Below are 23444 nucleotides of genomic sequence, written 5' to 3'. Positions count from 1 at the left end.
CAACCTGACAAAACAGGCTGCTGCATTTTGCAGCAGGCTGTTTTGCGTTCTTAATAGGAGGTGGAATATGCATAACATTCCAAGAGATGAGGTATTTGTGATCGGACATAAGAATCCGGATACGGATTCAATTTGTTCAGCGATCGCGTATGCAGATCTTAAGAATCAGTCAGAAAATAAATATATTCCCAAAAGAGCGGGTAATATCAATAAAGAAACAGAATTTGTATTAAATTATTTTGATGTGGAAGTGCCGGAGTTGATCAAAAACGTGGACACCCAATTGAGTGATATTTCTTACCGACTCGTTTCCGGTGTACCGGGTGATACAACAATGAAGAAAGCATTTGAGATCATGCAGAAGAATGATGCAACGACGTTGCCAGTTGTGGAGAATGGAAAGATTCGTGGAATATTAACTGTCGGAGATATTGCAGAAGCTTATATGTTGAATTCGGAGGACGACATTCTGTATAAAGCGAGAACCAGATGCCGTCATATTATTGAAACGATCGATGGTGAGATGGTTTGTGGAAATCCACACAGCTATATCACAAATGGAAAAGTTATCATTGGAGCGGCTCATGTGGAGTTGATGGAGCATTTTATAAAACCGGGTGACCTTGTTATCTTAAGTGACCGGAAGGAATCCCAGCTGATGGCAATTGAAAAGGGAGCAGGTATGCTGATCCTTTGTCTGGTAGATAAGGTAGATGATGATGTAGTAAAACTTGCAGCATTTAAGGGCTGTTCGATCATCATATCACAGAATGATACCTATAAGGTGGCCAGACTGATCGGTCAAAGTATACCGGTAAGATTCTTTATGGTTCGTGATAATATCATGACATTTAATGAGGATGATTCGGTTGAAACGATCAAAAGCGTAATGTCGAAGACGAGAGTCCGTTATTTCCCTGTCGTAGACAAGAGCGGGAATTATCTGGGATTGGTTTCCAGACGTAACTACATCAATGCCAGAAAAAAACAGGTGATCCTGGTCGATCATAATGAACGTACCCAGTCGGTTGATAATATCGACAAGGCAGAGATCCGGGAGATCATCGATCATCACAGAATTGCAAATGTAGAAACACTTGCACCGGTTTATTTCAGAAATCAGCCGGTCGGCTGTACATCTACGATCATATATCAGATGTACAGAGAACAGAATATTATACCGGATAAGAAGATTGCGGGATTGATGTGTGCGGCTATTTTATCAGATACGCTGCTGTTTAAATCGCCGACCTGCACCTGCGAGGATAAGAATGCAGCATATGCTCTTGCACAGCTTGCAGAGATAAATGTGAATGATTTTGCAATGGAAATGTTCGATGCCGGAAGTAATCTGAAGGGAAAGACGATTGATGAGATTCTGCATCAGGATTATAAGAAATTTGAGATTGACGGACGTACCTTTGCGATCGGACAGATCACATCGATCAATACCAGAGAGATTGAACAGATACAGAAGAGTATGTACGAGTATCTGACCGATTATACAGAAAACGGCTGTGATGTATTTTTGTTTGTAATGACAAGCATTTTAGACGATAGTTCCGGAATGCTGGCATTTGGAGATGAGGCAGAGGAGATCTGTTCCCGTGCGTTCCAGACGAAATTTGTAGATCATTATGCATATCTGGAGGGCGTGGTTTCCAGAAAGAAACAGATTGTTCCGGCACTGGTTCGGGCTGTACAGGAACTCGATCAGCCGGAATAGAATAAAGGCAGAAAGGCAGATGTACAATGAAGAAATATCAGGCAGTTATATTTGATTTGGATGGAACACTTTTAAATACATTAGAGGATCTGGCGGACAGTACAAATTATGCACTTCGTCAGATGAATTACCCGGAACGGACAATCGATGAGGTCCGCCGTTTTGTAGGAAATGGTGTAGAAAAGCTGATGGAGCGTGCAGTTCCGACGGGAACTTCAGAAGATGATACATTAAAAGCACTTGCGATATTCAAGAAACATTATTCGAAGAATATGTTGAATAAGACAGGTTCTTACGAGGGAGTTATCGATGTGCTTAAGGTGTTAAAAGAAAAAGGAATACCGGCAGGGATCGTATCGAACAAATTTGATGCTGCAGTAAAGGGACTGCGGGATCAGTTTTTTGGAGAGTATATTTATACTGCGATTGGGGAGTCTGCAAATGTAGCAAAGAAACCGGCACCGGATACCTGCATCGAAGCAATGAAGGAAATGCAGATCGGACGGGAAGGTACAGTCTATGTAGGAGATTCAGATGTGGATATCATGACCGCGAAGAACAGCGGACTGGAATGTATCTCTGTTACCTGGGGCTTTCGTGATGAAGAATTCCTGTTAGAACATGGTGCTACCCAGATCATCCATAAGCCGGAGGAGCTGCTCGAATTCTTTTAAACGGTAGAGCTGCTGCCTGACTGATATGGAAGTTGGATGGGCTTATGAATCGGTTTGATATGAAAGATATGCACTATGCAGATGTACATGGCGAATCAATGTATAAGGAATATGTAAGATGAATATATATACAGCGAATCAATATATAAAGGATACCTTCGGGGAGAAATTATACAAGCTGTCATTAAATGCCGGAACCACCTGCCCGAACCGGGATGGAACGGCAGGAATTGGCGGTTGTATCTTTTGCAGTAGTCTAGGATCGGGTGATTTCAGCCCAAAAGCGGATATGGACATAGATCGACAGATTGAACAGGCAAAACAGCTGGTTGCTTCGAAGTTCAAAGGTAAACATTATATTGCATATTTTCAGTCATTTACGAATACATATGGTGATATCGACCGTTTGCGGGATATTTATAGAAAGGCAGCGATGCGGTCAGACATTGCGGTTATTTCAATTGCAACCAGACCGGATTGCCTGGGAAATCAGGTGATCGATATGCTGCGTGATATACAGAGGATTAAGCCGGTGTGGGTAGAACTCGGACTTCAGACGATACATGAGGAAACGGCAAAGTTTATCAATCGCGGATATCCCATTTCGGTATATGACGAGGCGGTAAAAAAACTCAGGAATCTTGGTGTACATGTGATCGTACATATGATACTGGGACTTCCGGGAGAGACGCAGAGAGATATGATCGAAACAGCAGAGTATATAGGAAAGAGCGGTGCACAGGGCATAAAGCTGCAACTACTTCATGTCCTTAAAGGAACAAACCTTGCTGAATTGTATCAGAATGGAGAATGTTCTGTTTTATCGCTGGAAGATTATACAGAATGTGTTGTTTCGTGTCTGAAGGTACTGCCGCCGGATATGGTGATCCACCGTCTGACCGGAGATGGGCCAAAGAAACTATTGATCGCACCGCTTTGGAGCGCAGATAAGAAAAAAGTAATGAATACGATAAATGCAGCAGTCAGGCAGGCATAGCCCGGGAAACTGATTGCTGCATTTTTGTTGTTTCTATATCTGCTGATTGCAGATAGATGCTGCTTCTAAAAAAGTAGAAGCAGCATGTTTGTAGACATCGGAAAGGGAGTTATATCGTTCAAACAATTCAAAAAAGTCCCAGGAAAAGGTGTGCCCGTAGGTAAACAGACGGAACAATTCTTCGTTTTTTAGATTTTCGAAAGAAGCAAGATCAATGCAGACGAGAAAGATCAGAAATTCAATATTGATATGATAGTATACGGCTGTGCGGAAGATCAGCCGGATATCCGGATAACTGCGGCCATGTTCATAATTGGAATAGGAGGAGGGTGTGAGTTTCAGATGCTTTGCTGCTTCCTGAATGGTAAGATGGTTTCCGGTTCTGAGTGCGGTAAGAGCACTTCCTATATTTGTTTTCGTTGTCATATTAGAAGTTCCTTTCATTTGTAGTTTTACTGTCTGAAATACGAAGATCTATATAAGTGTCGATCAGCTTTTGATCGATGGATGACAGACAGGCGATTTTTGCAGATCGTTCATTGCTCTGTGCATCTGTGGGCAGAGCCGGAACGGCAAGGTATGGATTTTCTTCATAAACTGCTTCCGGCATTGCACCGGCCGGAGCATTCTGGACAGCCAGAGTATAGGCAAACAGAAAGTCGTGCTCTAATATCCGGGACAATTCCATGATATGCTGCATGCCGGGGATGATCCTTCCGGTTTCGTAACTGGCATAGCTGGCACGGGATACAGACAGCTGTTTTGCGACCTGTTCCTGAGTCAGATGTTTCTTCTTGCGGAAATACTTTAATAAGTCAGGAAGTGGATTGTTTTCTTTTTTCATATTGGATTCCTTTCATTTGTTTTTTTTCGATCATAACAGAAAAGGTGGCTGCAGGAGTGTTGATGTAATAACTTGTATGGTTTGATGTAATAACTTGCATGTTTCGGGATAAAAAGTTGCGTTTTTAATATTGATACGGTACAATTACAAAAGTTCAGAAGATAAAAATGGAGGTATAAAAATGAGCCGTGCAGATGATATATTTATTTCAATGTGCCGTTCGATCATAGAGAACGGATACAGTACAGAAGGGGAAAAGGTTCGTCCAAAATGGGAGGATGGAACCAGTGCCTATACGATCAAACAGTTTGGTGTTGTGAACCGGTATGATCTTTCAAAAGAATTTCCGGCGATCACACTTCGCAAGACGTATGTGAAATCTGCTATTGATGAACTGCTCTGGATCTGGCAGAAAAAATCAAATAATATCCATGATCTGAAGAGCCATATCTGGGATAGCTGGGCAGATGAAGATGGCTCGATCGGAAAAGCATATGGTTATCAGATGGGAGTAAAACATCAGTATAAAGAGGGTATGATGGATCAGGTGGATCGTCTGATCTATGACCTGAAACATAATCCATACAGCAGACGTATGATAACCAATATGTATGTGCATCAGGATCTTCACGAAATGAATCTGTATCCATGTGCATACAGTATGACCTTTAATGTGACCGGAGACCGCCTGAATGCAATATTGAATCAGCGTTCACAGGACGTACTTGCAGCAAATAACTGGAATGTGGTCCAGTATGCAGTGCTGGTTCATATGATCGCGCAGGTGACAGGCTTCAAACCGGGTGAACTGGTTCATGTGATCGCAGACGCACATATTTATGACCGCCATATTCCGATCGTGAAGGAACTGATCGAGAGAGAAACCTATCCTGCACCGAAATTTAAAATGAATCCGGATGTAAAGGATTTTTATGAGTTCACAGTAGATGATTTTACGATCGAAGATTATAAGACCGGACCTCAGGTGAAAAATATTCCAATCGCGATTTAACGGATATTTGTAGTTATTTGAATAAAATTACTAAAAAAAGATTGTATTTTAAGATAAAATTCACAAAAAGTATTTGTCTATTCTAAAAATTTGTGGTACAATTTTCATATATTTTTGGAGGTGCGTTACACATGGAAGATATTATGATTACATCTGGCACAAGTTTTGAAGGATATGAGATCTCAGAATATGGTCCATATAGATTTGTGCAGACAATTTTAAGTTCAAACTTTCTGAAGGAGATTGGTTCATCAATTGCAGATATTGCTACAGATCGAAGCAGCATATATCAGGAGAAGCTGGATGGAGCAATGAATGAAGCAATCAAGTCATTCAAGGAGATGGCTGGCAAGACCAAGTACAATGCAGTTGTAGGTTTCCATACAAATGTAGTAGATTACTCATCTAATATTACATCTGTTGTTGCTGCGGGTACATTGGTTTCTATCAAGAAAGAATATCAGTCCGAATTTGAGAAGAGTGTATTTGTCAGAAAAGAGTTATATGTTAATAACTATTATGACAAGCTTGTTCCAAGAGCTGTAAAGATCGTTCTTGCTTCAGAAGGAAAAGGAACCAGAATATCAGCATGGTTTAATAATTACAATATGGAAGATATCAAAGCAATCAAGGCAGATATTAAATTTACAAATATTTATGGTGATGAGATCACATTGACCGGAGTTGATTTCGTATTTGATAAAACAGGTCAGTCGCTTCTGAAGTCTGATTATATTGAATGTAAGCTTCCGGATAAGTACATAAAGATCATTTCAAGCTCAAAGGTATATATCCAGAAGTATGTAACTTCCCGTGGAGTATATTCCTGCGGAGATGATCCGATCGATGTAGATCTCAGTCCATTAAAGTTCAAAGCCCTTAAGATGAAAAAAGGTCTGGATGCGGTATGTAACTATAAGTCAGACGGACTGGTATGGACCTGTAACTGTGGTCATGTAAATGAGGGCGGAGCAGAAGAATGTGTGATCTGTTCCAGAAAACAGGATGAGATGAAGAACACGGTTTCCTTTAATTATGAGCCTATGATTGAGGAAATGCGTCAGAAAGAATATGTTATGGAGATCAAGGATGTTCTTATGAAGCACATTAAGGACATTGATTCCGGCCTTCGTATGCAGTTGTTGGAAATCATGGAGTCCGGTCTTCAGTATGAGAAGACCCGTGGCAATATGAAGGATACGGTTATTGAAAAGGTAGAGAATCTGTTCCTTGGATTATAAAAATGCAGCAATATGTTCTACAGATAATTGAGCATCTGGAAGAAATGGGATATAAAAAACTAAATCCTGAAAGCAATAACGTATATGGCAGACTGGGAACAGATGCCATATATGTTGTTGTGCTTGGAAGCAGCAGAGATCTGAGGGCAGAAAGCTTACAAAAGTTTAACAGACAGATCATACATGACTTGTCTGCAGACAGTGATAAAAGGATCGAACTGCTTAATATATTACTGACACCGAATGGATTGTTTGATGATTCTGTAAATGAGATTGTTTCAAAGATGAGCAATGTCTGGCTGTTCAGTGAAGACTATGGCAAACTGTATGTGTTTGAAAATCAGCCAATGGATTTTGATGGTTTGCAGCCGGTGCTTGACAAACAGATCCTTCAGGAAAAGGGCAGGAATCTTTCAAGGATCCGTAAAACGTTTGGTGTAATAACACCGATATTGATATTAATCAATATTATTATTTTTGTGATATCTGTATATACAAGAGATGCAGCGGGGAATTCTTGGCTGGAGGAATTGCTTGCGGATAATTTGTATGACGTAATCGTAGAAAAGCAATATTATCGAATCATAACATCCATATTTTATCATTTTTCTCTGATTCATCTATTCAGCAACATGGTTGTTCTGGTTGCGCTGGGAGCGAGAGTTGAGAATCTGATGGGACGGATTGGCTTTCTGATTTCATATTTGTTTTGCGGGATCACCGCTTCAATATGTTCGTTGATCAGCTGTTATCTGGGAAATTATTATACATATGCAGGTGGCGCATCCGGGGCAATCTGTGGATTGATGGGAGTGCTGATCGTATTTGCATTTTTTAATAAAGGACATATTTCAGGAATTTCGTTAAAAGATCTTTTGTTTTTATCCGTGCTCACAATATTAAATGGATATGTTTCAGATGGAATTGATAATGCAGCGCATGTAGGCGGCCTTATCGCTGGACTTTTAGTTGGTATAATTGCGATCCTGATCCATAAGGCTGTTGTAAAAGATAAACCTATGTGATAAAATTAAGAGATGAAAAAATTGTTAGGAGTATGGTTTGATGGGTACTGGAATAAGTATGTCAAGTGTGAATAAAATTAAAGAACTGGCTGAAAGCAGAGACTATAGTCTTGCTTTGGATATACTTGAACATCAGGATTTGACCAAGTCCCTTTCGCCACAGTTTATTAAGATCTGTGGTGAAGTTTATTATGAAAACGGGCGGTATCAGGAAGCCCGTGCTGCTCTTGTAAAAGCACATTCCATGGCACCTGTAGGGAATAAGATCATATATTCTCTGATCCGGGTATATTTATCCATGGGCTTTTATTCACTGGCAAATACCTATTATGAAATATATAAATTTAATCAGAATGAAAAAGATGCGGGTACATACAGGATCGAATATATGCTTGCGAAAGCAGAAAGAAAACCATACAAGGAATTGTATGGTATTCTGATATCGGCAAATGAAAAAGAAACAAGTGATATCTGGGATTTTGAGATGCTTTTATTGTATAAAGCAATGGGAAATGAAGAAAAATTCCAGTCGGAAGCCGAGATGTTCTGTGCAACTTATAAAGGTTCATCTTATATTGACAAGGTGAATCAGTTAAGAGAGAAATTATATGATGTTGATAAAGCCATCTATTGTTATCCTGAAACGGAAGCAATGGATGACGATATCGCGCAGCAGGATGTCCGTCTGATGGAAGAGAAAGTATTAGAAGCAGATGATTTGAGAATCCATCCGAAAGATCCAAAGATCACATTGATGGTTGAGGATCGGGAACCAGTTACGAATTCTATGAAGTTTAAACAGATGCTTCTGAAGTCGAAAGAAAAGAAAGAATCCAAGAAGTTACAGAAACAGGAAAAAAAAGCAGAACAGCAGAAAGAACAGACAGATCAGGAAGTATTGGATACTCCGGAGAATTCTGATCAGGAAGAGAATACCGGAAAGAAAAAGTGGTTCCTTAAGAACCGGATGTCAAAGAAAGAAGAAGAGGCAATTGAGGAAGCATTTGCGGAGCAGGAGAACTCAGAAGTAGACCGTGATCAGCTTCTTGGCGAGATTGTAAATCCGGAATCTGATGAAACTGTCGCTGAGAATGGCATGGAAGCTGAAGCAGAACCGGTTGCTGATCCTACAGGGGATGAGAAGAAGCCGAGAAGTCTGGATGAATTATCAGAGGATTCATTTGAAGATGGCGTTGACGATTTTGATTTTGATAACGAAGAATATGATTCTGTATTGATGGTAGATGTGGATGATGCAATCATGCCGGAACCATCGAATGAACATACAGAAGAGATTCTCGAAGAAGCTCCGGAAGAGATTATATCCGAAGATATAACTGACGCTTCAGATGTTGAGAAACCTGAGAATGTTGAATCGGAAGAACCTGAAAAATCTGAAACCGATGAGCAACAGATTGAGAAGAAATCAGAATATACGGAATCTGTTGAAGATCATGAGATTACTGAGGCGGAGACAAAAGATGCTAAAGAACCTGAGACATCAGAATCGAATGAAGAAGACGCCGATAGTGCTGAGACGCCAGGGCCGGCCGGGGAAGATGATGATTCTGTTGTTATAGAGGAAGTAGAAGAAACTGAGAAATCTGAGCTTGAAGAAACAGCAGAAACCGCTGAGCCTGCAGAAGATGCTGAAAAGGCAGAGATGCTGGAGGAAAATCAGAAACTGGAGTTAGAATCAACGGATACAATGGAGAAAACAACTTCTGATGATCCGTTTGATATAGATATAGCGATTCAGTCGCTTGATGAATATACATTTGACGCAGATACCTGGGAAGATGATTCATTTGAACAGGCATATGAGGATGATGATATTGTGGAGATCGAAGCAGCAACCGGATCTGACACAAAAGTGGAAGTCGAAACAGAGAATGAAGCTGAAGAGGAAGTAGAAATCGAGCCGGAAGTGGAGGTTAGGGCTGATTCCGATCCTGGATCAGAATTAGAAGTCGAAGCTGAGGCTGATTCTGAGAAAGAATCTGAGAGTAAGACGGAAGCTGAGAAGGATGTTGAAATTGATTCTGAAGCTGTGGTTGAAATGAATTTAGAGGCCGAGGTCAATCCGGAATCTGAAACGGAACAAGAACCAGAATACGGGATTGAATCGGAGAAAACGGCACATAGACGGGACTTCCCGATATTTCGTTCAAGTCTGTTTCCGGATTATAACAGCGACAAACCTCCAGTTGTAGAGTTGATGAAAGAAACGGTTGATATGAAGGCTGAATATGACAGAAAAATGTCAGATAATCTGGAAAAAGAAGAACAGCTTATTAATCAGGCAGATGAATTACTGGCAAGACTTGGTATAGAGCTTGGAACCAAATATGCATCAAATACAGACTACTTCAATATGCATAGTGATAGTTTTGTTAACCTGATTGAAGATGAAACAGACGTCGAAAACGCGGATCTGTCATCTGATGAGAAGGGGATATCGGAACAAGAAGATAACAGAAAAGAACAGCTTGAGCACCTAGATAAAAAACAGGAGAAGAAATACAAGCTTAAGAGAAATGACAAATAATTAGATTAATATATAAATATTATTTTTTATTTGATAATGTGGAAGGAGGCGTACAAATTGGCTGTAGATCAAACAGAAGCTATGATTGCTGCGATAAAGGCACAGCTTGAAAAAGAAAGAGCCGCTGAAGCTGCAAAGCAGAAGAGACTGGAAGAAGAGCAGGCACTGAAAAATCTGAGCAGTAATAAAAAGAAGTCTTCAGATAGTGGAAGCAAGAGCCAATATAAGACTTTGTCTGCTGAAGAACTTGCGCGTATTGAGGAGAAGAAACGACGTAAGAGAGAAGAAGCATTGGGTATTGTTCATGAGGATAAGCCTGAAGAGACAGAGAACAACGAAGCAGAAACTAATAAGCCAGATACAAATAAAGAGGCAGAGGGTGAAGCAAAAGAAGCAAAGACAGAGGATAAGAATGACAAGCAGAAAATGCCGAAAATCAGTCTTAACCTTGGTGGTATTGCCGATGAAGGCCTTGGCGGCCTTGGCGGCGGTTTAGGAAGCGGACTGGGAGAAGGTCTCGGTGGCGGACTTGGCAGCGGTTTAGGAAGCGGACTTGGTGGCGGACTTGGCAGTGCACCTTCAGAAGGCGGATTGTCCGGAAAAACAGAGGACGCAGGCAGTGGCCTTGGTGCTTCATTAAATATTAAAGGTAAGGTGGATGATTCCCTTTCACCTAGTAAAGTTGGTGAAACAGAGAAACAGACACTTACAGATGATTCTGTACGTTTTGATGAGGATGATATGTCTTCTGTTGCTGCAGATGATGCAGAATGGACACCAGGAAAGAATGTTGAGGTAAAAGAAGTAAAGACACCAAAGGGTAATGATAAAAATGGCGACTTGTTCAGTATTTTACCTGACAGAAACAAAAACGCATCTGATGTTTCGTCCATGTATGATATAGATGATGATGACGATGATGATGATTTCCTTGGTGCCGGCATTAAGAATCTGTCAAATATAGATGAGACAAGTGAAGAAGAAGCAGCACGGATCAAGGCAGAAGAGGAAGCTAGGAAGAAAGCAGAAGAGGAAGCTAAGAAGAAGGCAGAAGAGGAAGCTAAGAAGAAAGCAGAGGAAGAAGCCAAGCGTAAAGCTGCAGAAGAAGAAAACCGTAAGAAAGTAGAGGAAGCCCGCAAGAAAGCTGCTGTAGAAAAAGCAAAGATCGAGGCTGAAACAAAGAAGAAGCAGGCAATCGAACTGGCTGAACGGAAAGCACAGGACGCAAAGAATGTTGTTGAGACCGCTCAGAAGACCATTGCAGATTCAGAGAAAGAAGAAAAAGAATTAAAACTTCAACTGGAAGAATGTGCAAAGAAGAAGGCTGCTTATGATGACAAGGTAAAGGCTGAATTTGATGCAAAGAAGAAGGCAGATGAAGAACTCCTTGCAAAAGAAGATGCAGAGCTGGATTCAAAGGTAACTTCGATCAAGAAAGAGATTGAGGATACAAACAAAAAGGCACAGAATGAGTCTGATAAGGTATTAAAGGAATGCGATCCTGAAACCATTAAGACAAAGATCATCAATGATGCGCAGGCTGTTGCAGATGCAGCGATCAAGAAGCTGGCAGATGCAAAGAAGGCAAATATCGAGAAGCATGAAGCTGAATATGCGAAAGCATGTAAAGATGCTGAAACATCATCAACCAAGCTTGAGGAAGATAAGAAGAAAGCAATTGAAGCTGCTAAGAAGAAGAAAGAAAAGCAGAATGACAAAGCTAAGAAGCTGATGGATGATGCAGAACAGAACAAGCAGCGCGCTGGCGTTATCTTTACAGATTCAAAGAAAGCAGAAGAAGAGGCAACATCAAATCTTAAGAATACAACTGAGATGGAATCTGAGTCATTGAAGGCGCTTGCAGGACTTGAAAATAAACTTGCTGAAAGTGAGACCAAGTTAAAGACTGCAATGAACAATAATGATTCCGCAGCAAAAGCAATAGATACAGCAAAGAAAGCTTTAAAGGATGCAGAAGCAAAAGAAGCAGAAGCATTAAAGAAACTGGAGGAGGCAAGATCTGCAAAGGCAGCGGCTGAAACCAGAATTTCCAAGGGCGAGGCTGATAAGAAGAAGCATCAGTCTGAAATTGATACGCTTAATGAAGAGAAGAAGACTACAAATGCAGATATTGCAGAAACAAAGAAGAATGTAGAATCCTTCAAGGCTGCAAAGGCAGAGGCACAGCAGGCTTTGGATGCTGCAAAGAAGTCGGTAGTTGAAGCGGAAGATCTGCTTTCAAAGGCTGAAAATGCAGAGGAAGAAGCTGAACAGATTCTGGAAAAGGCTAAGATCGAAGAAGAAGTTGAGATCCAGAATGCCGAAAAGACTGCAGCAGATGGTAAAGATAATCTGGAAAAAGAAAAGAAAGCCAGAGATGATGCGCATGAGAAATTCCTTGCAGATGAGGAAGAAAAATATGCAACAGGAGAGGCTGCAGAACTTGAAAAGGTTCAGTCTGCTGCAATGACGGCAGAAAAAGAAGCTGCTGATTCCCGGAAGAAGGCAGAAGAAGCTGCAAAGAAGTTGCTGGATGCTGCAAAGAAGAAAGAAGAAGAATTAAAGAAGAAGATTGCGGATCTTAAGACGGAACAGGCAGAACGTATTGTAGCTAGAAAAGCTGCAGATGAAGAAGCAGTTAAGAAAGCAGAAGAAAAGAAGAAACATGATCTTGATTCTCTGTTAAAAGAAGAGATCAGTACAAAGAAGCAGTTAGAAGAAGTTACAAGCAGAGCTGCAGCGGCAGCAAAAGTGCTTGAAAAAGCAGTTAAGAAGGAAGAGGAAGCAAGAAAACAGGCGGAACTCTTGAAAGCCGGAAAACTGGATGAAGCTGCAAAGATTGATGTTTCATTAGAAGCAACAGATGAAGCTGCTGTAGAAGCAGAACAGAGTGAGATCAATCAGGAAATGAAGAAAGCATTACCTGCAGAAGCAAAATATCTGTATAAATATCTGTGTGTAAATCCTGCGGGAGCACAGATTGTAAATGTTCTTCAGGCTATGAAGGTTGATCCAAAGAGGTCAAAGAACCTGGTAATCCTTGGATTACATGGATTTGGTTCTGCCAAAATCGGAGAAGATTTTGCAGAGTGCTATTATGACCTTGGCTTCTGTACATCTCCTGCAAAGGCAAAAGTAAAGGCAAAAGTAATCAACAGTGGTAAACTTGCAGGTGCAGTTACAAAACTGAAGGGTGGCTGCCTGATCGTTGAGAGTGCCGGATTGATCACACCGGAGCGTTTCAAAGAAATGGTTGATCTTTGTTCCACAGAAAAGAATGATGTAAAAGTTATTCTTACCGGTGAAAAAGTTGCACTCAGCAAGATGCTTGCAGATAATATGACACAGGCGAGAAGTTTCAATAACAGAGTATATTTCGATCAGATCAAGGAAGAAGATTTGATCGTCATTGCCAAAGAATATATCATTGAAAAAGGTTATAAGTATGAAGATGGTATTGATGGCAATATTAAAAATGTACTTATGGCAATGGAATCTGGTAATATTGACAGATTATTGACAGCTATCGATGAAGCAATCGAACGTGCAGATGCAAGAAATGCAGAAGCAAAGAAAGTTATGAAGACGGATATAAAATAAGAAAGAAAAATAGCAGTCGTATGATTGTATTTTCCAGCTTATATTTTGGTTGAAAAAAATGGTGCCAATGTTTATAATATTTATTATTGTAAACTTGGCACTTTTTTGTGCGGTGATGAGGCAAGATTTGTATTTAAAGTAGATTTTGACAACTGCCGCGATAACTTTAGAAACAAACAAAAATTTGTTTCTTATAGTTGTTAACTTTAAGGAGATATAAGATAGTATGGATATTGGAGTAGATTTGGGAACCTCAAATGTGCTGGTATATGTTAAAGGTCGTGGAGTAGTCATCAACCAGCCATCTGTTGTAGCATATGAAAAAAACTCAAAGTGCATTATTGCGATTGGAAATAAAGCGAAGAAGATGATCGGGAAGACACCGGAGTCAATCGAGGTCGTAAGACCGCTTGTAAAGGGAGTTGTTTCAGATTATACCGTTACAGAGCGAATGTTAAAAGTATTTATCCGTAGCGCGATGGAGAAACGGACCGGAGTTGGCAGACCGAAAATCTGTGTCTGCGTTCCGAGTGGGGTAACGGAGGTTGAACGAAGAGCGGTCGAGGATGCGGTCTACAGGACGGGTGCAAAAAGTGTCTATGTTATGGAAGAACCGCTTGCGGCAGCAATCGGTGCTGCTGTTGATATTGAAGAAGCGAAAGGAAATATGGTCGTAGATATCGGAGGAGGTACAACGGATATTGCGGTTATATCACTTGGTGGAGCAGTTGAAAGTCAGTCGATCAAAGCAGCGGGTGATGATTACAATGCATCGATGATCCGTTATATCAGAAGAAAGTATAATCTTCTGATCGGAGAACAGACTGCGGAGAAAGCAAAGATAGCGGTAGGATCGGTCTATGAGAGGCCGGAGGACATCACCTATGTTGTAAAGGGAAGAGATCTGATCAAGGGACTTCCAAAGGCGATCACGATCACCGCAAATGAGACAATAGAAGCATTTGCAGATACAACTTCTCATATTTTGACGGCAATTCATGGGGTACTTGAGACGGCTCCGCCGGAGCTGGTCGCGGATATATCGGTAAATGGAATTGTTCTGACCGGTGGTGGCAGCCTGATGTATGGAATGGATAAGCTGATCAAGGAAAAAACGGGAATTGATACGTATGTTTCGGATAAAGCGTTAGAAGCAGTTGCACTTGGTGCCGGTATGTCGGTTGATATTGCAGCAAGAAAAGAAGAAGCATAGAAAGCAGAGAAAAGAAAATGACAAATACACATAATTTTCTGCCAGTGAATAAAAAAGATATGATAGAAAGAGGATGGGAACAGCCGGACTTTGTGTTTATTACCGGAGACGCTTATGTGGACCATCCTTCTTTTGGTCCGGCAATTATCAGCAGAGTTTTGGAAGCACATGGATATAAGATCTGTATGATTCCACAGCCGGATTGGAAAGATGATAAGAGTATAGATGTATTCGGCAGACCAAGACTTGGTTTTCTGGTTTCCGGTGGCAATATGGATTCTATGGTCAATCATTATACTGTTTCAAAAAAACACAGAAGTATGGATTCCTATTCTCCCGGTGGAAAGATGGGGCTGAGACCGGATTATGCAACAGTGGTATATTGCAATCTGATCCGTAGAACGTATAAGGATGTTCCGATCATTATTGGTGGGATTGAAGCAAGTCTCAGAAGACTTGCACACTATGATTACTGGTCGAACAAATTAAAGCATTCAATTCTGATCGATTCACAGGCAGATCTGATTTCCTATGGCATGGGCGAACACAGCATGGTTGAGATTGCAGATGCGTTAGACAGCGGAATAGATGTCAGGGATATCACATTTATCAGAGGCACAGTCTACAAGACAAAAGATCTGTCCGGTGTAGAAGCTCCGGTGATCCTGCCTGATTATGCAGCACTTCAGGAAGATCGTTTAAAATATGCAGAAAGCTTTTATACACAGTATATCAATACAGATCCATATTCCGGAAAAGTGCTGGTGGAAGGATATGGCAACCGGGGATATGTTGTTCAGAATCCTGCGGCATATCCACTCACGCAGATGGAGATGGATGACGTATATGGGTATGATTACATGAACACCTATCATCCAATGTATGAAAAGGATGGGGGAATCCCGGCTATAGCAGAGGTGAAGTTCAGTCTGGCAAGCAACCGTGGATGCTTTGGCGGATGCAGCTTCTGTGCACTAACTTTTCATCAGGGCAGGATTGTTCAGACCAGAAGCCATGAATCAATCATTGAAGAAGCAAAGCACATGACGAAAGATCCGGAGTTTAAAGGATATATTCATGATGTTGGAGGACCTACAGCGAATTTCAGACATCCGTCTTGTGAAAAACAGATGAAATATGGTGTGTGTCAGAATAAACAATGTCTGTTTCCAAAACCATGTCAGAACCTGAATGCCAGTCATAAAGATTATGTTGAACTGCTCCGTAAATTAAGACAGATACCCGGTGTGAAGAAGGTATTTGTAAGATCCGGTATACGATTTGATTATCTGCTTGCAGATCATGATGATACCTTTTTACGGGAGCTTTGCCAGTATCATGTCAGTGGACAGTTAAGAGTTGCACCGGAGCATATCTCAGATAATGTTCTGAAGTACATGGGAAAACCATCCAATCAAGTATATGAGACATTTATAAAAAAATATGAGAAAATCAATGAACAGTATGGGTTGAAACAATATGCAGTACCGTATCTGATGTCATCACATCCGGGTTCTACTTTAAAAGATGCAGTCGCGCTGGCAGAATACATCCGTGATATCGGATATATGCCGGAGCAGGTACAGGACTTTTATCCAACACCATCGACAATCTCGACCTGTATGTATTACACAGGGGTAGACCCGCGAACGATGGAACCGGTATATGTGGCGAGAGATCCACATGAAAAGGCAATGCAGCGTGCACTGATCCAGTACAGAAGACCGGAGAATTATGATCTGGTAAAAGAAGCTCTGATAAAGGCGGGGCGGACAGATCTGATCGGATTCGAAAAGCATTGTCTGATAACTCCAAGAAAGATGGATAGGAATACTTCGGGACATAAAGATGTCCATAAAAAGAATCCGTCAGGACAGGCAACACGGAATCAGAATAACAAGAACAGTAATCATAGAAAACAGGATAAATCCGGTAAAAATTCAGGAAGTTATAAATTCGGGCAGGATAACAGAAACAGCAGAACCGGAAAACCTGCAGGACAAAATGATAAAAAATATCAAAAACAGAAAACAGGAAAGAAAAAACACTGATATTTTATATAAAATTAAGAAAATAACCAGAAATGAAAAAATAATGATTTCTAATGCGTGCATTTCATTTTTGGTTGCGTGGTACTTTCTTTTGTGCTAGAATGTAGCCAGAAAGTGTGCTGTTATGTCAATAATGGTCATTATTGTGCCATTTACAGCATGAATGTACCATGATATAACACTTACATTATAAAAAAATACGGAGGATTTCATTATTATGGCAAAGAAAATTGTATTAGCAGGCGCATGCCGTACAGCTATCGGTACTATGGGCGGATCATTAAGTACAACACCAGCTCCAGTACTTGGTTCAATCGTTATCAAGGAAGCTTTAAACAGAGCAGGAGTTCCTGCAGATCAGGTAGATCATGTATATATGGGTTGTGTAATCCAGGCAGGTCTTGGACAGAATGTTGCACGTCAGGCATCAATCAAAGCTGGTCTTCCAATTGAGACAACTGCTGTTACAGTTAACGTTGTTTGTGGTTCAGGTCTGAACTGTGTAAATATGGCTGCTCAGATGATCGAAGCAGGAGATGCTGATATCGTTGTAGCAGGTGGTATGGAAAACATGTCAATGGCTCCATATGCTGTAATGCAGGGACGTTTCGGATACAGAATGAATGATGGTAAACTTGTAGATACAATGGTACATGATGCTCTTTGGGATGCATTCAATGATTACCATATGATCAAGACTGCTGATAACATCTGTGAGCAGTGGGGACTTACTCGTGAAGAACTTGATGAGTTTGCAGCAAAGAGCCAGCAGAAGGCTGTAGCAGCTCAGGAGTCAGGTGCATTTGACGCAGAGATTGTTCCAGTTATGGTTAAGAAGAAAAAAGAGATGGTTGAGTTCAAGAAGGATGAGGGACCAAGACCTGGTACAACAGTTGAGACACTTTCAAGACTCAGAACTATCAATCCAAATGGTTTCGTAACAGCAGGTAATGCTTCAGGTATCAATGATGGTGCAGCAGCTATCGTTGTTATGAGCGAAGAAAAGGCTAAAGAACTTGGTGTTAAGCCAATGGCTACATGGGTAGCAGGTGCTCTTGGTGGTGTTGATCCATCTATCATGGGTATCGGACCAGTTGCTTCAACAAAGAAGGTAATGGCTAAGACAGGTCTTAAGATCGAAGATTTCGATATCATCGAAGCAAACGAAGCATTTGCAGCTCAGTCAGTTGCAGTAGCTAAGGATCTTGGATTTGATGTTGACAAGCAGGTTAACCCAAATGGTGGTGCAATCGCACTTGGACATCCAGTAGGAGCTTCAGGATGCCGTATCCTTGTTACACTTCTTCATGAGATGCAGGCAAAGGGTGCTAAGACAGGTCTTGCTACACTTTGTATCGGCGGTGGTATGGGCTGCTCAACAGTTGTTAAGATCGAAGACTAATCCGGTCGGCTGAAAAACCATATTACATTTCTATATAAGGAGATAAACGATGGAATTTGTAACATATGAACAGGACGGATTTGTTGGTGTTATCACTATTAATCGTCCAAAGGCATTAAACGCATTAAACAGCACAGTTCTTGAAGAACTGGATGCAACATTCAAAGCTGTTGACCTGAATACAACAAGATGTCTTGTACTTACCGGTGCAGGAGAGAAATCATTTGTAGCAGGTGCAGATATCGGAGAGATGTCAACACTTACAAAGGCTGAAGGCGAAGCTTTCGGTAAAAAGGGTAATGACGTATTCCGAATGATCGAGACATTCCCAATCCCTGTAATCGCAGCCGTAAATGGATTTGCACTTGGTGGTGGATGTGAGATCTCCATGAGCTGTGATATCAGAATCTGTTCTGAGAACGCAGTATTTGGTCAGCCTGAAGTTGGCCTTGGAATCACACCTGGATTTGGTGGAACCCAGAGACTTGCCCGTCTTGTAGGTGCAGGAATGGCAAAGCAGCTGATCTACACAGCAAGAAATATCAAAGCTGATGAAGCATACAGAATCGGTCTTGTAAATGCTGTATATCCATTAGAGGAGTTATTACCGGCAGCTAAGAAGATGGCTTCTATCATCGCAGCAAATGCTCCGATTGCAGTTCGTAACTGTAAGAAAGCAATCAATGATGGATTACAGGTTGATATGGATCAGGCAATCGTTGTAGAAGAGAAATTATTCGGCGATTGCTTCGAGACAGAGGATCAGAAGGCAGGAATGGGCAACTTCCTTGAGAAAGATAAGGAAAAGAAATTAAAGGTTGTTCCTTTCCAGAATAAATAAATCAACAATCTTGATATTGACGTTTAGGGTGGTTATTTTGAAATCAAAATCAACCATCCTAAATGTTTGATATACCAAAGTGAGCATGTCAAACGAAACGTATATGAATTTCTCATGTTTGCTTAAAAATAATTTTTAGGAGGATATTAAAATGAAAGTTGGCGTTATTGGTGCAGGAACCATGGGTCAGGGAATTGCTAAGGCATTCGCTCAGGTTGATGGATATGAAGTAGCACTTTGCGACATTAAGCAGGAATGGGCTGAAGGCGGTAAGGACAAGATCGCTAAAGGTTATGCCAGACTTGTTGAAAAAGGAAAGATGACACAGGAGAAGGTTGATGGTATTCTTGCCAGCATCACTCCAGGTCTTAAGGAAGACTTATGCGCAGATTGCGACCTTATCGTAGAGGCTGCTTTCGAGAATATGGAAGTTAAGAAGACAACATTTTCTGAGCTTGACAAGATCTGCAAGCCAGAGTGTGTATTTGCATCAAATACATCTTCACTTTCCATCACTGAGATTGGAAATGGTCTTACCCGTCCTATGATCGGTATGCACTTCTTCAATCCAGCTGACAGAATGAAGCTTATCGAAGTTATCGCAGGTGTTAACACACCGACAGAGACTGTTGATAAGATCGTTAAGATCTCAGAAGAGATCGGTAAGACACCTGTACAGGTAAATGAAGCTGCCGGATTTGTTGTAAACAGAATCCTGATCCCAATGATCAATGAAGCTGCATTTATCAAGATGGAAGGTGTGTCAGATATCGCTGGTATCGATTCAGCTATGAAACTTGGTGCAAATCATCCAATGGGACCTCTTGAATTAGGTGATTTCGTTGGCCTTGATATCTGTCTTGCTATTATGGATGTACTCTATAACGAGACAGGCGACAGCAAGTATCGTGCATGTCCATTACTTCGTAAGATGGTACGTGGCGGCAACCTTGGTGTTAAGAGTGGTAAGGGATTCTATGTATACAATGCTGATCGCACAAAGACACCAGTTGATGCTCAGTAATTGACTGATAAATATATTTATGGAGGAAGAAATAGAATGGATTTCGCTTTAGACAAGAAGTATGAAATGGCGCAGAACTTATTCAGAGAATTTGCACAGAATGAAGTAAAGCCTCTTGCTCAGGAAATTGATGAAAATCACAGATTCCCTAGAGAGACAGTAGAGAAGATGGCAAAGTATGGTTTCTTAGGAATACCTGTTTCTAAGGAAGATGGTGGACAGGGTTGTGATCCTTTAACATATGTTATGTGTGTTGAGGAACTTTCAAAGGTTTGTGGTACTACTGGTGTTATTGTTTCCGCACATACATCTCTGTGTGTAGATCCAATCCAGACATACGGTACACCAGATCAGAAAGCTAAGTACCTCCCAGATCTTGCTTCCGGTAGAAAGCTTGGCGCATTTGGTCTTACAGAGCCGGGTGCTGGTACAGATGCACAGGGTCAGCAGACAAAGGCTGTTCTTGATGGTGATGAGTGGGTTCTTAACGGATCTAAGTGTTTCATTACAAATGGTAAAGAAGCAGATGTATATATTATCATTGCAGTTACAGGTACAATTGAAAAACGTGGTAGAAAGCAGAAAGAGATTTCAGCATTTATCGTAGAAAAAGGCACTCCGGGATTTACATTCGGAACAAAAGAAAACAAGATGGGTATCTGTGGTTCATCCACATATGAACTTATCTTCACAGATTGTCGTATTCCTAAGGATGCACTTCTCGGACAGAAGGGCAAGGGATTTGGTATTGCAATGCATACACTTGATGGTGGTCGTATTGGTATCGCAGCTCAGGCTCTTGGTATTGCTGAGGGTGCTCTTGATATCACAATCGACTATGTTAAGGAAAGAAAGCAGTTTGGTCGTTCAATCGCTCAGTTCCAGAATACTCAGTTTGTACTTGCTGATCTTGCAACAAAGGTTGAAGCAGCTAAGTTACTGGTATACAAGGCAGCTAAGAAGAAAGAACAGTACCAGGCTGATCACAAGACTTCATACTCTGTAGAAGCTGCTATGGCTAAGCTGTATGCTGCAGAAGTAGCTATGGAAGTAACAACAAAGTGTGTACAGTTACACGGTGGTTATGGTTATATCAAAGAGTATGATGTAGAACGTATGATGCGTGATGCTAAGATTACAGAAATCTACGAAGGAACCTCAGAAGTTCAGCGTATGGTTATTTCTGCAAACTTATTAAAATAATTAGGAGGTACTTAACGTGAAGGTTATAGTTTGTATAAAGCAGGTACCTGATACAAAGGGTGGCGTTCAGTTTAACCCAGATGGTACATTAAACAGAGGAGCAATGCTTACAATCATGAACCCTGATGATAAGGCAGGTCTTGAAGCTGCACTTAGATTAAAGGATCAGTATGGAGCAGAAGTTACAGTTCTTACAATGGGTCTTCCAAAGGCTGCAGATGTTCTTCAGGAAGCAATTGCTATGGGCGCTGACAAGGGCGTTCTTGTAACAGATCGTGTTCTTGGTGGAGCTGATACATGGGCTACATCAACAACAATCGCTGGAGCACTCAGAAAGCTTGATTATGATCTTATTATTACAGGTCGTCAGGCTATTGATGGAGATACAGCTCAGGTTGGACCACAGATCGCTGAACATCTTGGAATTCCAGTTATTTCATATGCACAGGAGATCAAGGTTGATGGAGATTCCGTAATCGTTAAGCGTCAGTATGATGATGGATATCATATGTTAAAGGCTAAGATGCCTTGCCTTGTAACAGCACTTTCAGAGTTAAATGAGCCTAGATACATGACTCCAGGTGGAATCTTCGATGCAGTTAATGCAGAGATCACAACACTTGGCAGAGCAGACCTTGTAGATGTTGATGATTCAAACCTTGGTCTGAAAGGTTCACCAACAAAGATTGCAAAGGCTTCCGATAAGGTAAGAAAGGGTGCAGGCGAGAAGGTTGTACCTGATTCTCCAGATGAAGCAGTTAGCTATATTGTTGGCAAGTTAAAAGATAAGCATGTAATCTAATATAGTAAAGGAAAAGTGGTGAATAAAATGGGCGCAATGAACGCAGAAGATATGAAGAACTACAAAGGCGTATTTGTCTTTGCACAGCAGGTAGATAATAAGTTAAGTGGTATTTCATTTGAATTGATCGGTGAAGGAAAGAGACTTGCAGATAAGCTTGATGAAAAGGTTACAGCAGTCCTGATCGGTTCCGACGTAAAGGGTCTTGTAGACGAACTTGCAGAGTACGGTGCAGACAGAGTTATCGTTGTTGATGATCCAGAATTAAAAGAATACAGAACTGAGCCATATGCACATGCACTTGCTTCAGTTATCAATGAGTACAAGCCAGAGATCGTTTTAGTTGGTGCTACGGCTATTGGTCGTGATCTTGGTCCTACAGTATCAGCAAGAGTAGCTACAGGTCTTACAGCAGACTGTACATTACTTGAAATCGGTGATTTCCCTCTTGTTGCACTTCCAAATCAGGAGCAGAAGCACAATCAGCTTCTTATGACACGTCCTGCATTCGGTGGTAACACAATCGCTACAATCGCATGTCCTGATAATCGTCCTCAGATGGCAACAGTACGTCCGGGCGTTATGCAGAAGCTTGACAGAGTAGCTGGCAAGAAGGCAGAAGTGATCGAGTACAATCCTGGATTTACTCCAAACAACAAGTATGTTGAGATCCTTGAAATCTCAAAGGCTGTTTCAGATATCAAAGATATCATGGACGCTAAGATCCTTGTTTCAGGTGGTCGTGGTGTTGGTTCAGCAGAGAACTTCAAGCTTCTTGATGATCTTGCAGAAGTACTTGGCGGACAGGTATCATGCTCACGTGCAGTTGTAGATTCAGGCTGGAAGCCAAAGGAGCTTCAGGTTGGTCAGACTGGTAAGACAGTTCGTCCACAGGTATACTTCGCAATTGGTATTTCAGGTGCGATCCAGCATGTAGCCGGTATGGAAGAGTCAGATATCATCATCGCTATCAACAAGGATGAGGATGCTCCTATCTTTGATGTAGCTGATTATGGTGTTGTTGGAGATCTGAACAAGATCGTTCCTGCTCTTACAGAAGCAATCAAGGCTGAGCTTGCTAACAAGTAATTCAGTTTATAATTGAAAATGAACATTTCGAACTGCCGGGTTTTATACCCGGCAGTTTGTGTGTAAATGAGCCGACAGGCGAGATGGGGCATGAAAGAACATGAGAATGTTCTTTCACGCACAAAAGGGTGTGCCCTATTACATATTTTTCT

Annotated in this window: 18 protein-coding genes; 16 read left to right on the top strand and 2 right to left on the bottom strand. The window is 41.1% G+C overall.

Annotated features, from left to right (window positions below; genetic code table 11):
* Positions 1-67: 67 nt before the first annotated feature.
* The 3 genes from DWW85_RS04405 to DWW85_RS04395 all read left to right on the top strand — a co-directional run bounded on the left by DWW85_RS04405 (position 68) and on the right by DWW85_RS04395 (position 3397).
* Positions 68-1726 (top strand): putative manganese-dependent inorganic diphosphatase, encoded by a 1659-nt coding sequence (locus tag DWW85_RS04405; RefSeq protein WP_117807641.1) that lies wholly within the window; start codon positions 68-70, stop codon positions 1724-1726.
* A 26-nt stretch (positions 1727-1752) separates the two neighbouring features.
* Positions 1753-2400: an HAD-IIIA family hydrolase gene (locus DWW85_RS04400; RefSeq protein ID WP_021943762.1), complete on the top strand. Its 648-nt coding sequence runs from the start codon at positions 1753-1755 to the stop codon at positions 2398-2400.
* A 118-nt stretch (positions 2401-2518) separates the two neighbouring features.
* A complete protein-coding gene (locus DWW85_RS04395) occupies positions 2519-3397 on the top strand; it encodes a TIGR01212 family radical SAM protein (RefSeq protein ID WP_117807640.1) in 879 nt (292 codons plus the stop codon).
* A 33-nt stretch (positions 3398-3430) separates the two neighbouring features.
* Here the strand turns inward: DWW85_RS04395 and DWW85_RS04390 are convergent, their stop codons facing one another.
* Together DWW85_RS04390 and DWW85_RS04385 are read right to left on the bottom strand one after the other, a co-directional pair.
* Positions 3431-3823 carry a helix-turn-helix transcriptional regulator gene (locus tag DWW85_RS04390; RefSeq protein ID WP_021943764.1) on the bottom strand — a complete coding sequence of 131 codons (393 nt, stop codon included), beginning with the start codon at positions 3821-3823 and terminating at the stop codon, positions 3431-3433.
* Position 3824: 1 nt separating this feature from the next.
* On the bottom strand, positions 3825-4241 hold the full coding sequence (locus DWW85_RS04385) for a helix-turn-helix transcriptional regulator (protein WP_117807639.1): 417 nt from the start codon (positions 4239-4241) through the stop codon (positions 3825-3827).
* 181 nt (positions 4242-4422) lie between these two features.
* Here DWW85_RS04385 and thyA point away from each other — a divergent pair, with 181 nt between their 5' ends.
* From thyA to DWW85_RS04320, 13 genes are all read left to right on the top strand, one after another.
* Positions 4423-5253, top strand: coding sequence for a thymidylate synthase (gene thyA, locus DWW85_RS04380; RefSeq protein ID WP_117807638.1), 831 nt, complete (start codon positions 4423-4425; stop codon positions 5251-5253).
* A 131-nt stretch (positions 5254-5384) separates the two neighbouring features.
* Positions 5385-6494: a heavy metal-binding domain-containing protein gene (locus DWW85_RS04375; RefSeq protein WP_117807637.1), complete on the top strand. Its 1110-nt coding sequence runs from the start codon at positions 5385-5387 to the stop codon at positions 6492-6494.
* Positions 6495-6496: 2 nt separating this feature from the next.
* On the top strand, positions 6497-7519 hold the full coding sequence (locus tag DWW85_RS04370; RefSeq protein ID WP_117807636.1) for a rhomboid family intramembrane serine protease: 1023 nt from the start codon (positions 6497-6499) through the stop codon (positions 7517-7519).
* A gap of 40 nt (positions 7520-7559) precedes the next feature.
* Positions 7560-10067 (top strand): hypothetical protein, encoded by a 2508-nt coding sequence (locus DWW85_RS04365; protein ID WP_117807635.1) that lies wholly within the window; start codon positions 7560-7562, stop codon positions 10065-10067.
* A 57-nt stretch (positions 10068-10124) separates the two neighbouring features.
* Positions 10125-13667, top strand: a complete 3543-nt coding sequence (locus DWW85_RS04360; RefSeq protein WP_226801004.1) for a hypothetical protein — start codon at positions 10125-10127, stop codon at positions 13665-13667.
* 226 nt (positions 13668-13893) lie between these two features.
* Complete coding sequence (locus tag DWW85_RS04355) at positions 13894-14880, top strand: rod shape-determining protein (protein ID WP_117807633.1); 987 nt, start codon at positions 13894-13896, stop codon at positions 14878-14880.
* A gap of 17 nt (positions 14881-14897) precedes the next feature.
* The gene (locus DWW85_RS04350) at positions 14898-16931 is read left to right on the top strand and encodes a YgiQ family radical SAM protein (protein WP_117807632.1); all 2034 of its coding nucleotides are present in this window, start codon (positions 14898-14900) and stop codon (positions 16929-16931) included.
* 217 nt (positions 16932-17148) lie between these two features.
* Positions 17149-18333: an acetyl-CoA C-acetyltransferase gene (locus DWW85_RS04345; RefSeq protein WP_008400709.1), complete on the top strand. Its 1185-nt coding sequence runs from the start codon at positions 17149-17151 to the stop codon at positions 18331-18333.
* A gap of 49 nt (positions 18334-18382) precedes the next feature.
* Entirely contained in the window at positions 18383-19174 is a 792-nt protein-coding gene (locus DWW85_RS04340; protein WP_008400710.1) for an enoyl-CoA hydratase-related protein, read from the top strand.
* A gap of 151 nt (positions 19175-19325) precedes the next feature.
* Entirely contained in the window at positions 19326-20198 is an 873-nt protein-coding gene (locus DWW85_RS04335; protein WP_117807631.1) for a 3-hydroxyacyl-CoA dehydrogenase NAD-binding domain-containing protein, read from the top strand.
* 36 nt (positions 20199-20234) lie between these two features.
* The gene (locus DWW85_RS04330; RefSeq protein ID WP_008400712.1) at positions 20235-21401 is read left to right on the top strand and encodes an acyl-CoA dehydrogenase; all 1167 of its coding nucleotides are present in this window, start codon (positions 20235-20237) and stop codon (positions 21399-21401) included.
* A 16-nt stretch (positions 21402-21417) separates the two neighbouring features.
* Positions 21418-22203, top strand: coding sequence for an electron transfer flavoprotein subunit beta/FixA family protein (locus tag DWW85_RS04325; RefSeq protein WP_008400713.1), 786 nt, complete (start codon positions 21418-21420; stop codon positions 22201-22203).
* Positions 22204-22230: 27 nt separating this feature from the next.
* On the top strand, positions 22231-23292 hold the full coding sequence (locus tag DWW85_RS04320; protein ID WP_117807630.1) for an electron transfer flavoprotein subunit alpha/FixB family protein: 1062 nt from the start codon (positions 22231-22233) through the stop codon (positions 23290-23292).
* Positions 23293-23444 lie beyond the last annotated feature (152 nt).

The organism is Clostridium sp. AF17-21AC (assembly GCF_003461365.1).
GTDB lineage: Bacteria > Bacillota > Clostridia > Lachnospirales > Lachnospiraceae > Coprococcus > Coprococcus ammoniilyticus.
Note: the sequence above shows the minus strand (reverse complement) of the source record. Positions and strands in the feature narration are given on the sequence as shown.

Bases quoted from the DNA above. Each gene is read 5' to 3' on its own strand.
- DWW85_RS04395 (WP_117807640.1), top strand. From the start codon at position 2,519: ATGAATATATATACAGCGAATCAATATATAAAGGATACCTTCGGGGAG.
- DWW85_RS04385 (WP_117807639.1), bottom strand. From the start codon at position 4,241: ATGAAAAAAGAAAACAATCCACTTCCTGACTTATTAAAGTATTTCCGC.
- thyA (WP_117807638.1), top strand. From the start codon at position 4,423: ATGAGCCGTGCAGATGATATATTTATTTCAATGTGCCGTTCGATCATA.
- DWW85_RS04375 (WP_117807637.1), top strand. From the start codon at position 5,385: ATGGAAGATATTATGATTACATCTGGCACAAGTTTTGAAGGATATGAG.
- DWW85_RS04340 (WP_008400710.1), top strand. From the start codon at position 18,383: ATGGAATTTGTAACATATGAACAGGACGGATTTGTTGGTGTTATCACT.
- DWW85_RS04400 (WP_021943762.1), top strand. From the start codon at position 1,753: ATGAAGAAATATCAGGCAGTTATATTTGATTTGGATGGAACACTTTTA.
- DWW85_RS04335 (WP_117807631.1), top strand. From the start codon at position 19,326: ATGAAAGTTGGCGTTATTGGTGCAGGAACCATGGGTCAGGGAATTGCT.
- DWW85_RS04405 (WP_117807641.1), top strand. From the start codon at position 68: ATGCATAACATTCCAAGAGATGAGGTATTTGTGATCGGACATAAGAAT.
- DWW85_RS04350 (WP_117807632.1), top strand. From the start codon at position 14,898: ATGACAAATACACATAATTTTCTGCCAGTGAATAAAAAAGATATGATA.
- DWW85_RS04365 (WP_117807635.1), top strand. From the start codon at position 7,560: ATGGGTACTGGAATAAGTATGTCAAGTGTGAATAAAATTAAAGAACTG.
- DWW85_RS04320 (WP_117807630.1), top strand. From the start codon at position 22,231: ATGGGCGCAATGAACGCAGAAGATATGAAGAACTACAAAGGCGTATTT.
- DWW85_RS04345 (WP_008400709.1), top strand. From the start codon at position 17,149: ATGGCAAAGAAAATTGTATTAGCAGGCGCATGCCGTACAGCTATCGGT.
- DWW85_RS04370 (WP_117807636.1), top strand. From the start codon at position 6,497: ATGCAGCAATATGTTCTACAGATAATTGAGCATCTGGAAGAAATGGGA.
- DWW85_RS04355 (WP_117807633.1), top strand. From the start codon at position 13,894: ATGGATATTGGAGTAGATTTGGGAACCTCAAATGTGCTGGTATATGTT.
- DWW85_RS04390 (WP_021943764.1), bottom strand. From the start codon at position 3,823: ATGACAACGAAAACAAATATAGGAAGTGCTCTTACCGCACTCAGAACC.
- DWW85_RS04330 (WP_008400712.1), top strand. From the start codon at position 20,235: ATGGATTTCGCTTTAGACAAGAAGTATGAAATGGCGCAGAACTTATTC.